The 11,699-nt window shown below is 45.8% G+C and carries 8 protein-coding genes; 1 reads left to right on the top strand and 7 read right to left on the bottom strand.

Annotated elements, in window-relative coordinates; genetic code table 11:
• Positions 1 to 112: 112 nt before the first annotated feature.
• The 5 genes from H6F52_RS15060 to H6F52_RS15040 all read right to left on the bottom strand — a co-directional run bounded on the left by H6F52_RS15060 (position 113) and on the right by H6F52_RS15040 (position 7,435).
• Entirely contained in the window at positions 113 to 979 is an 867-nt protein-coding gene (locus H6F52_RS15060; protein ID WP_190535846.1) for an NAD(P)-binding domain-containing protein, read from the bottom strand.
• Positions 980 to 1,099: 120 nt separating this feature from the next.
• The gene (locus H6F52_RS15055) at positions 1,100 to 1,765 is read right to left on the bottom strand and encodes a class I SAM-dependent methyltransferase (protein ID WP_190535844.1); all 666 of its coding nucleotides are present in this window, start codon (positions 1,763 to 1,765) and stop codon (positions 1,100 to 1,102) included.
• Positions 1,766 to 1,954: 189 nt separating this feature from the next.
• Positions 1,955 to 3,685 (bottom strand): M48 family metallopeptidase, encoded by a 1,731-nt coding sequence (locus tag H6F52_RS15050; RefSeq protein ID WP_190535841.1) that lies wholly within the window; start codon positions 3,683 to 3,685, stop codon positions 1,955 to 1,957.
• Positions 3,686 to 3,968: 283 nt separating this feature from the next.
• Positions 3,969 to 4,817, bottom strand: a complete 849-nt coding sequence (locus H6F52_RS15045) for an AAR2 pre-mRNA splicing protein (protein ID WP_190535839.1) — start codon at positions 4,815 to 4,817, stop codon at positions 3,969 to 3,971.
• Entirely contained in the window at positions 4,817 to 7,435 is a 2,619-nt protein-coding gene (locus H6F52_RS15040) for a DUF4157 domain-containing protein (protein ID WP_199300567.1), read from the bottom strand. Before H6F52_RS15040 ends, H6F52_RS15045 begins: the two co-directional genes overlap by 1 nt.
• 675 nt (positions 7,436 to 8,110) lie before the next feature.
• Here H6F52_RS15040 and H6F52_RS15035 point away from each other — a divergent pair.
• Positions 8,111 to 10,117, top strand: a complete 2,007-nt coding sequence (locus H6F52_RS15035) for an AAA family ATPase (RefSeq protein WP_190535836.1) — start codon at positions 8,111 to 8,113, stop codon at positions 10,115 to 10,117.
• A gap of 102 nt (positions 10,118 to 10,219) precedes the next feature.
• On the opposite strand, the gene ruvA is transcribed toward H6F52_RS15035, so the two are convergent.
• Entirely contained in the window at positions 10,220 to 10,843 is a 624-nt protein-coding gene (gene ruvA, locus H6F52_RS15030) for a Holliday junction branch migration protein RuvA (RefSeq protein WP_190535834.1), read from the bottom strand.
• 28 nt (positions 10,844 to 10,871) lie between these two features.
• Positions 10,872 to 11,621 carry a sucrose-phosphate phosphatase gene (locus H6F52_RS15025; RefSeq protein ID WP_190415900.1) on the bottom strand — a complete coding sequence of 250 codons (750 nt, stop codon included), beginning with the start codon at positions 11,619 to 11,621 and terminating at the stop codon, positions 10,872 to 10,874.
• Between the last annotated feature and the right edge of the window lie 78 nt (positions 11,622 to 11,699).

Genomic DNA, 11,699 nt, shown 5'->3' with positions numbered 1-11,699 from the left:
TATTGCTTGCCTAGTTTATTCCGTTTTTACTAAAAAATTATGAACGTAGAAGTACGCTAAGAATCTTCGCGAACCTTTGCGCTTAGCTTAGCGTAGCTTTGCGTTAAAACACTCATTCATCTTCAGGATTAATCGCAGAAAATAGCGCCGAATAATCCTCATCCGCTAAACCCATGTCCTGTGCCATTTCTAAAATTTGGCGAATACCTTCCAAACTGCTGACATTCAAGCCATTTAACTTAGCTTCATTGAGAAATAAGTTAGTATCTTTGAGCAGATGTTTAGTTGGGAAATTGGGATTTTCATAATTCCTATCTAACATCCGCTGCAATTTCTTATCAAAAGTGGGAGCAAAAAGGGCGCTTTGCCGTAAGATTTGCATAAACAGCTCAACGTCGGCACCTTGACGTTGAACAAAACCTAAACTAAGGGCAAAAGCACTGGTAAGGGAAGCGATTAATTGATTTAATGCTAATTTGACAGCAGCGGCAGCACCGACTGAGCCAATATGTAGAGGTTCAGAGCTAAAATGTTTTAGAAAATCCGACCACTGTTGAAATTGCTCATCGGAAGCACCTACCATGACAATTAATTTACCGGCTTCTGCTTCCGAAATACTGCCCAACACGGGTGCTTCAATATACTCTGCACCCGCTGCAACAATTTGGGAAGCGATCCCTTTACTTTCTGTGGGTGAGATCGTTCCCATTTGAATGACTGTACGCCCTTTTAACTCTAGTCGGGAAGCCTCAGACAACAAAATCTCATCAATTGCTATAGCGTTTGTCAGCATCAAAATCACGCACTCAGACTCGCGAATTGCCTCTTGTGGAGAGTCGGCAATTTTAGCGCCAGCATCCTGCAAAGGTGCTAATTTCGACTGAGTGCGATTGTATGCAACCACTGGAACTTTAGCTTCTAAGAGCCTTTTAGCCATCGGCTGTCCCATCAACCCAGTTCCGAAAAATCCTACTTTCACGATTGCTTTAACCTCTTCTAACTCTTGTTACTAAAGAACCTCACTCCACCTGCAACACCGCTCTGAGCAAAGAGAGGATGAGAATGAGGCTCAGGAAAGATAAGGGCGATTCAAGCGGATTTAAGAGGGATTAACCCAGGCTCGTTCCGCTGTCCAATGGCGATCGCTCGATCGATAAACTGTAACACCCTCCAAACCAGCTTGTTGCAAGAAGTCCTGCACTTCATCCAAGGTAAACGCAGCGTGGAGAGAGTCGTGAAATAACATCTTTTGATGTTTGTTGTAATTTGTACCGATACTTTCCACCAAATTATTCATTATTTCCTCGCTTGGAGGACGAATTAAATCTCGGATGAGAATAGCACCCTGCGGCTTTACCACTCGTTTCACTTCTTGCAAGAATGGCAGTGGATTGGGTAGGTGGTGAAACAGGCTATTGGAAATTACCATATCAAATTCTCCGTCTTGATAAGGTAACTTCTTGGCATCAACAAATTCCAGAATGATTTGTTTTTGCAACCCAGCTTTTTCTACATTTTCTCTACCAAGTTGCAGCATTGATTCTGCCATATCGATTCCGAGAATTTGCCATTCAGGGCGTTGCTGTGCAATTAAGATAGGAATTCGAGCGGTTCCGGTTCCGGCATCTAGAACAGTTGCATTTGTTGCTCCTATCTCAATTGCCCGTTGAGCAAATGCCCCATTTATTTCTGTAAAGTCCATCGAGTCATATTCAACAGCTTCTTCCAAACTGTCCATGACTTCGGGTTCTAATACTCTTTGCATGGCTTAATGGCTAAGTAGATGGATCTCGTATTTGTCGGATAGATCGAGCAGATGCGGAGGCGCGTTCATGCCATAAGGCTTTATCCTTCTAGGGATAGTACCCCATCAAAGCGTTGTCAATGTTGGGTTTCGTTCCTGAATCTAAGCTACATCAGATGTTTAGGTTGATCGTGTCCACTCGCTGAATTGCTAATTGCGATCGCGCTTTCGTTTGCGTTCTTTTTCCTTCTTCTTTGCCTCGTCGAGAATTTTCTTCACTTTTGCCTTAATTTCGTTGTGTCGCGCTACTCCTTCATAGGCATAGCGGTTGTAGCCGTTACTCTGAATTAAACTTTCTAAATACCGAGTCCGCTCATCGGTGATCGGGTGCGTGGAAAGCCAACTGAAGATCGGGCGATCGCGATCTTGCTTGCTTAGCGTCACCATCAGATTCCGCATCCCATCCGCCGCATAGCCGGTAGCACTGAGAATACGAGTTCCGAGAATATCCGCCTGACGTTCCATGTCGCGGCTGTAGTCAAAAACAATCAGATTGGTGACGGTATTTCCAGCATAAGGAATAAATCCGGTCACACTAGCCGTAAGATTTCCCTGTGTGACTAATTGAAACCCATGAGATAGGACGGCATGAGATAATTCATGGGCTAATAAACCAGCTAATTCTGCCTCCGAATGGGTGCGCGCGATCGCACCCGCATTGACAAAAACCTTGCCTCCTGGTAGCGCAAAAGCATTGAGATCGTCATCTAGAACCACAAAAAATTCATACTCAAAATCCTGGCGTCCCGCTACCGTTGCTAATTTATTTCCTATCTCCCGAACGTAATTCAACACCTCTTCATCTTCAACCAGTGGCAGTTCGCGTTTGGCTTGTTTTGCCACCGATCGACCAATCGCAGATTCTCCCCGCAGCATCAGTGCGGCGCTTTCAACGGCAGTCAGAGGGCCGAACAAACTGCCAGTGAAGGCATAGCTTAAAGCACCCGTAATTACATTAGCGATCGCATTTCCTCTCAATTCGGCGCGTAAATGCGATTGATAACGTTTTAGATTCTCTTCCGCTAGCGTTGCAAACTCCGCCGCTTCTGGATGATTCGGGTTAAGCAACGCAAATTGACGTGCTGACAGCGAAGCTTCCAACCATTTTTTATTTTGACCGTATGCTGCAATTTTTGCTTTGAGCAACATCGGTTCGGCGGGATAAAGAGTGCTTGCCCGTTCCAAAACTTGTAAAGATTTTTCTACCTGATTGTAATCCCGCAGCGCTTTTGCATACTCTACCGGACCGGGAATAAATTCAGGATACTGCTCTACTAAAAATTGCAGCGGCACAAAAATTTTGCTTTCCAGTTTTTGTTGTATACCCGCTTGAGCCTCGCGCCAATAAACTCTCCCCGCTGGTGCTAACTTATCCGCGTCAGTAATGGCTTCTTTTCGCTCAGTTTTCTCGGTTGCATTAGCAAAAGGAACTTTTGCCTCCCGGTAAAGCTTTTCAGCCGCAGCAAATTGTCCCCCCAGATAAAGCTTATCCGCTTCAATTATTTTCTCTTGCTGAGCAATTTCTTCTGGAGTTAGTTTCTCCTCCTCAGCTTTTTCGTCTGTATCGGATTCTGGTTTTGTTTCCGGCTTTTCACTTGCTTCCGGACTGGGTTCTGGTTTTGTTTCCTCAGCAGAGGGTTTGACTTCGGGGGTGCTGGTTTCTTCCGTCTTTGGCGTTGTCGGAACTGGAGTAACGATTACCGCCGGAGGTGAATCCTTTTGCGTGTTGGTATCCTCTGGTTGAGGCGTTGGGGTTTCAGTTTTCTTGGGAACTGGAGTCACAATCACCGTAGGAGGCGATGTCGGTTCCGCTAGCACTGCTGTGGGGGAAGCGGACAATAGCACAAGCGCAAAAGCCAGGGAATTCCAGACAGGTTTCATGGCAGAAGAAAATGGAAACTCTAGTTTTCTATATTATGTTTAGAGTTTACCCAACCCATCTCGCTACGACTAGAGGAGCAGTAAGGCGAGGTTGTACCATTTTACGCAGACTTATTTTAGAAACGCGATCGCATTTCCTGTATTTGTGTTTTCGTTAGCGCGATCGCATCCTAAAGCAGTTCTGAGGAAATTTCGCTCATTGAGGCATAAAGTTCGTCTATCTAATTAATCTGCCGAGTTTGCGATCGCCTTGGTGCTGGCTATCTCTTGATAGAATGCCATGCTACCCATTCGTCCTCCGTTTTTCCAAATAAGCAGCAAATTCTCGACCTTTCGCCCCCAATTCCTCGATATCCGTATCCAGCATATCTTCAACCAGATAACTAGCATCGTGGTTAACAAAGCTATTTGGTTCAAACATACTATCGGGCAAGCATTCAAACTGTGCTATCAGGGTATCGATTACAGCCACAAAACAATTAGAATTTTGAGAGATTATTCTTTCACCTGCATTATAGATGGATAAAAGTAAGTGCTGCCAGCGGTTAAAAGCTTCTGCATCCCCATCATTTTCAGAAGTAACCAACCAGCGCACAAAAGAAAACTGAAGTTCTCCCAAAAACGCTTCTTTATCACCTTTATGGGTATCAAATAGAGCTAGTTCAAAGCGAGACTTGTGATGTTTTTCCATCCAATCAGATAATTCTGCTATTGGCAGATTGACTGGTGGTTCGCTAACTATCTCTTGATGAAGTTGCGGCGGAAAATCGCTGGAATTAATATATTGGGTCAATTTCCTCCACTTTTCCCACTGTTCTTGGGGATAAGGAAAGAGTGCTGTTCCCATAGAACCGTTGATGGCTAATTGTTGATAGGTAGCGACAGATTCGGAATTGTCATCCACAAACTGTTGTAAAGTATAGTCAAAAACTTTAACAACTACCTCATCTGGATGCAGATAGCACCAAAATCCTGGATGTGTTGCCTCAGCCTGAACGCTTACATAATGAACTCCAGGCGGAACCAAAGAAAACCCCCGAAAACCTCCTTTAAGCGGATATTTAAATAAGTCAATCTGAGCAGACAACTTCGGCACATCGCGCAAGACAATTGCAGTGAAAAGACTAGCCATTAAATCCCCCACATCTGACGAGCTAGTTCGACCAAACCAGCAAATTTGTCTTCTGCTTGTTCAATATTTTGTTGCATTTCCGCCCCTACAGAATTATTGCTATCTGCTTTTGGTCGTTGAATTTCATCAAGATTAGGTTGTTCCTCGACTTTACTCTTCTCGGCTGCTTTTTTCGCTTCCTGGTTATTTTGATAGGTTTTTTCAACATCTACCCCAAACTGAAGGATCAGATTGCGGAAACCGGATACGCTATCTGCCATTACTCCAGCAACCGGATTGAGCCTACTCTGTTGCGTTTCACTATTTGCGCCTTCATCCTTGAGCGCGATCGCGATGCTACCTACCTCTGACAAATCATTAAACCGTGCCACTTGAGACGAACCTACTAAAGGAGCAGCAGATTTGAGCATACGGTCTATATATTTACCAGCTTTATATGCAGCTTTCCAAATTTCTGCTTCACTGTACTCGTGCAATACCTTAAGCGTGTCTCCTACTTGTTCTCGGAAGGAGTGGAGATATTCTTCGTCAGATAATTGAAGTTCGACCTTATCAAATTTTTTATCTTTTTTAATGCTGTTGCCAATCTGCTGACCAATTACGGAGAAGTGAACTGCACCCTGAGTAAAATAGGCTTCATTGGCATAAACAATCGAGTGTGAGAGTGCTGTTTTAAGACGTACGGAGTATTGATCAATTTCTTTCTGAAGACCTATAGTATTTTTGCTTTTGCTAGAATTTTTAAGGTCTTGCAAATACAGACGAATTGCTGCAACTTCATCCAGTTGTTCCTGGTAAATTAGGTTAGCTGCTGCCATCTTCTTCGTATCAGCAGCTTGATGCTTGGAGAGATACTGTTTACCAGCTTCGAGATTCTTCCGCAGGGTGACATAAACCTCATCAGTGCTGGTGTTTATTTGGAGAATCTTCTCCTGAAGTAAACACTGATACTCGTTGTAGTAACCTTCAGCTTCTGCAAATCGTGTGCGGAGTTTCTGTTGCTTATGGTATGTTTCTATGTCCATCCCTTCTTGGTACTGAGCGCCTTCGTCGTATGGCTTTAAGGTATCTCCTACAATAGAGGTTTGATATTGTTCCCATTCTCCTTGGGTCATGTGGATTCGCATCTTTAAGATCGACCACATATCTTGATCGGCAGCAAACTTAGTAAAGACATCACCTTTTAGCTCGACTTCCTGTTGCGGAATAATTTTTGCGGTATTCTCGTTTTCGTTCTTATCAAGCGTGAATGGCTTCTTTTCCATGAAGTCTTGAGCATAGACGTTGACATCAAAGACTGTGCCAGGTTCATTAGGCCATTGAAGTTTTGTCTTGAACAGTTGATTGAACAGCGTGACGGCTGCGATTGAGCCTGCACCTTTGAGATTGACATCAATGTCTGAAGTTAGTGTTTGGCTGCCTGCGCTACCCCACTTCAGTCGATCGTCCTCTCCTAAGTTCTTGAATTCACCAGTTGTGAGTTCATTATCTCGTATATATGTCAGAAGCTCGTCAGTTTCCTTCTGGCGCAGTTTGATGAAACTCTCTCGCATTAGCTTTTTGAACCAAGGCTGCTTTCTCTCAATCTCTGCTTGCTCCTTGCCTTTCCATTTACCCTCTACCAAGTAATCTCTCACAAGAAACCAGTTTGAGTAGAAATCATTCTTTAATATTTGTTTGGCTTTTTCCTGACTAATAGTGTCAACGTCCTGCTCGCTATTCACCGCGTTCCAAAGGTCATCCGGCGTGCGCTGAATTAACCTACCTTGTACTGCTCCGGATAGCGTACCGCCACTCTGCTGTACCACATGAGTTAACTCGTGGGCAATTAACTCTTGTCCCTCCCGATTTCCAGGTTCGTAAGCTCCCTGACGAAAGAAGATATCTTGTCCTGTGGTAAAAGCTTTCGCCTGAATTGATTGGTTGAGCTGGTCAGATTGAGAATCGGTGTGGACTTTAACGCTACTAAAATCAGCCCCAAACGCCCCTTCCATCGGTACACGGATGCTATCTGCCAGTGGCTGTCCGCTACCCCGCGCCCCTTGAATTGAGGCTTCCACATCTTGCGTAACCGTTCCTCCGCTGGCTTGCAGACGCTGCACCATTGGCTTCATCTGAAGTTCGTCTTCCTCAGGAGGCATCTCTTGCCGCTGGACTGGGTTACTCTGACCTGACGACTGAGGAGAGGGCGCATTTATCTGCTGCACTACCTGCGCTGCCATCTGGTCAGCTTCCTGCTCGTATTTATCTCCTGGCTGCCCTATCGTAAGCTTCGCCTGAACCGACAGTTTTTCCTCGCCTTCGTCTTCCAACTCTTGCTGGCGCTGGATAGCCTCCGCCTCGGCTGACATCTGGATATTGTCTTCAACAGTGGACTCAGACTCAGATTGTAGTGCTTCTGCCCGCTCCTGCATTGGCTCAGCCGAATTCAAACTTCTCATCAGAGGATGAACGTAGTCTGCTGGCAGGGGCGTGTAGCTGGGCATTTGCGACTCTGACTGATGCTCGTCAACAGGTTGTTTTGCCTGCACGGTCATTGGAGGTGGGGCAAAGCGAGAGGCTTTCGCCTGGGTTTGCGGAGTCCAAGAGGAAGATTTTTGCACTCTTTTGTAGGTCATATTGAGCCTCTCGTGCCAGCGTGGGAAATTTTTAAGCCTTTAGATCATATCTTTGCTTAAATCGTCAAGGACGCATGGGAATAAATTTTAATAAAATAGATACTCCTCTAGATAGATAAAATCTGTAAATTAGGCGATTTCGGGTAAAGGTGGAAAAATCAATGGATATAGCAGCCACTTCTAACTGGCACAAAGCCAACCCTCACTATCTGATGACCGCAGTGGCAGGGATACATCGAGCATTAGAGACCTAATAGTTACAGTTTCTTTCCATCTTTCCCGGAGAATTACTGAGAAGTATGAAAAAATAAAAATCGTAAATTTGCTGTTGTGCTTTGATAGCCAAGCTGGTTCTAAAAGCCTTTTTCCTTTATCCCGAAACTTTAGCCAAACGACTAAAGTCGCGCTATACAAACAAAGCCTGCCTACGCAGGCTGTTATGAAAACGAGCGGAACCACACAAACAAAGCTTGCCTACGCGGGCTGTCATGAAAAGGGGCTTAGAATAACCGAATTTGCTACAAAATAAATTAATAATTTTTTAAGCTTAAATACTTAACTTTACGATTTGAATTTGCCACTAAATATATTCATCAATCCAGAGAAATTTGAAGGCGTTTAGTTCTAGAGGATAAATCCGTAATTTCCTCATGGCGGTTTGAAGTCAGAAAACTAATGAATATCACAACCACCGACCGCTGGTATAAAAGCAATTCCCACTATCTGATGACCGCAGTAGCGGGAGTGCATCGGAAATTAGAGCAGTACATCGATCGCCAGCAGAATCGAGCCGTTGAAGCAGTTGCGGACGAGCAATTGAATTTAGATGCGATCGCTGCCTCTATGTCAACCCCCCCAGCATTAGAGCAACTCTGCACTACCTTCAACCTGTCTCCCTTCGAGCGCAATATTATGCTGTTGTGCCTCGGTATGGCAATTTTTCCTAATTTCTCAGCCCTGTGCGCTAACGCTCAAGGAAATCGGGAAATGGCTTATCCGACCTTTGGTTTAGCTTTGGAAGTGTTTCCCCAAAGTCATTGGAGTGCTTTTACCCCCCAAGCACCTCTGCGTCACTGGCAATTACTGCAAGTCGGTACAGGTCAAGTCATTACCTTCTGTTCTTTGCAGATTGATGAGAGCGTGCTGCACTATCTCTTTGGCGAACCGTATCAGGACGATCGCCTGATGAGTCTAATTCAGCCCTTGCCTGTAGAAGCGTATTGCAATACACCCCTACAACCGTCCCACCAGCAGTTAGCAGACAGGCTAGCAGCTATCTTGTCTGAAGCGGGAAATTCTTCTACTTTCTCTATCCCGCAACTGTGTGGTTTAGACGTAGGCGACAAATGGGCAATCGCTGTCGCTGCCTGCGCCCTTATGGGGCATCCCTTAAAACTCATATCCGCCCATCGCTTACCAACCGATCCCGACGACCTGATTCAGCTACTCCGACGCTGGGAACGCGAAGTCGCCTTGACAGGTAGTGTTCTGTTGCTAGATTGCGATCGCTTCAATGCAGGCGATTCAGTCCGAGCAACCTCAATTTTGCAGCTCATTCAAGACACCACCACCCCACTAATGATTACTACAGAAGAACGGCTGCATTCACCACAACGCCCCCTCATTGCCTTCGACGTTCCCAAACTTACCCGCAGCGAACAACTTGCTATCTGGAAAACTAATCTAGGCTCAGTCGCTGCTGAACTAAACGGACACGTAGAGGAGCTAGTCTCTCAATTCAATCTCAGCAGTCCCGCCATTCAATCTGCCTGCGAACAATTAAAAATTAAAAGTGAAAAATTAGAAATTGAAGTAGATTCTCCAATTCAAAATCAGTTATGGGATTTCTGTCGCGTCCAAGCACGTCCACGCTTAGATGATTTAGCTCAACGCATTGATTCAACTTCTACTTGGGACGACTTGGTGCTGCCAGAAGCACAACGCCAGATTCTGCGTGATATCTCCGCTCATCTTCGGCAACGCGCTAAAGTTTACGAAGTCTGGGGATTTGCTGGTAAGAGCAATCGGGGTTTAGGTATCAGCGCCTTATTTGCAGGCGCTTCCGGTACAGGTAAAACAATGGCAGCAGATGTACTGGCGAAGGAATTGCGGTTAGACCTGTATCGCATCGACTTGAGTGCAGTCGTTAGTAAATATATTGGAGAAACCGAAAAGAACTTGCGGCGGATATTTGATACTGCTGAAGCAGGCGGTGCTATTTTGCTATTCGATGAAGCTGACGCTTTATTTGGGAAACGCACTGAGGTGAAAGATAGCCACGACCGCCACGCTAATGTCGAAGTTAGCTATTTGCTACAGCGCATGGAAGCTTATCAGGGTTTGGCGATTTTGACGACTAACTTGAAAGGTTCATTAGACCAAGCTTTCCTACGCCGCATCCGATTTATTGTGCAGTTTCCCTTCCCCGATGCCAGCCAACGGGCGGAAATTTGGCAGCGTATCTTCCCCAAAAAGACCCCGACTGAAGGGCTAGATATGAGCAAGCTAGCAAAGCTGAATGTAGCGGGAGGAAATATCCGCAATATTTCCTTGAATGCCGCTTTTCTAGCAGCCAATGCCGGAGAGCCGGTGATGATGAAACATATTCTACAAGCGACCAAAAGTGAATATGTCAAGTTAGAGCGATCGCTCACTGATGTAGAAATTAAAGGTTGGCTCTGATCTGTTTAAGTTGAAGTGCCGATTCCTTACAGGTAGGAATTTCGATTGTGAATTTAGAAACCTGAGTTAAATCGGGACTCCAACGAGAGTGCTGGGAGGAGGTCAATGACTCAACCAAGCGATCGCACCTCGAATCCAATCTTCTGCATTCGTGCTTTTCGCTAACAGGGCATCTTGTCTGACAACTGCGATCGCCTGCGATACTTCACTATTGCTATATCCCAAAGCCAGTAGCGTCATCTCCACATCTTCTAAAATCGCGGCGGAAGGGCCAGTAGTCGTGCTAGTCACCCCTGCCGAGTGACGCCATTCTGCCAGTTTAGTTTTCAGTTCCAGCGCCAGACGTTCGGCGGTTTTGCTACCAATGCCAGGAGTTTTCGCTAAGGTGCGAGTGTTGCCTGTAACGATTGCTTGAACTAAATCTGATAGCCCTAAGGTGTCTAAGAGGGCGATCGCGCCTCTGGCACCAATCCCGCTGACGCTGACGAGGGCGCGAAATAAATCCCGCTCCGCAGCGGAGCTAAAGCCATATAGGAGGACTTGATCTTCTCGAACTTGTTGGTGTGTAAAAACTTGCACCATTTCTCCCGCCGCCGGTAGCTCAGCCTCCAGGCGCGGCGGGATATGCAGTTCGTACCCAATCTGATTAACTTCCAGAATCAGGATGACGCGATTGGCGGTGCTTTTCTGGATGCCAGCTACCGTCCCTTTGAGATAGCCGATCATGCAAAGATGTTGAGGATGTAGGATAAGTTCATTCTAAAAAGCCGAAATGCTTCAGACCTTCTAGAATACCTCCAGCGCAATCCGCTTTTGCTAAATAGCGATTAATCGAAGGATTGGCGTAATGCCACTTTAGTAGTTCTGGCTGGGCATTCCCGACAATGATTCCCCGTTCCTCACCGGACTGAAAGAAAGCTACATCGTTGCCAGAATCACCACAAACAACGGTTTGTTCGGGAGGCATCTGAAATTGCTGTCGCAGAAACGTGGTTGCAGTTCCTTTATTGCCACCGCGAGGTAGGATGTCCAAGTCTTTGCCACTGCTATAGACCAACTTGACATCTAGCTTGCGTTCTTCCAACAAATCTTCTAGCTGAGGGAGAACTTCAACGGCGGCTTCTTCGGCGAGGAAGTAGCTAACTTTAAAAGGGCGTTGTTCGGATGGCGGTTGGGGAACGAGGTCAGAAAAATGAGCGGTTGTGGCGACGATCAAATCGCGATCCCAGTTGTGAGAAAGTTGCTCTACCCAAGCTGGATCTGGTGTATCGCTGCCATCTCGGTAAATTTCCGTCCCGACAGAAAGAACGAGGACATCGGGTTCTAATAGCTCCTGTTCGGTCTTCAGTTCTTGGTAGAGGACGGGGGAACGACCTGTTACATAAACAATCTTTGTCCCGTATTGTTGCCGATGCTGGCTCAGGTGGCGCTTGAGTTCTTCTAGAGCCTCGTCATCGCCTACTAAGGTATTGTCTAAATCGGTCAAGAAGAGAAATGGCTTCACGTTGCTCATTGCTTGGGATTTGGCTACTGGATTATTTTCCTATATGGGAGTTCATTAGGGGGATAGAGAGCGATCGCT

It is taken from the genome of Coleofasciculus sp. FACHB-542 (genome assembly GCF_014695825.1).
Taxonomy (GTDB): domain Bacteria; phylum Cyanobacteriota; class Cyanobacteriia; order Cyanobacteriales; family FACHB-T130; genus FACHB-T130.
This window is presented reverse-complemented; position numbering and strand designations above follow the sequence as displayed.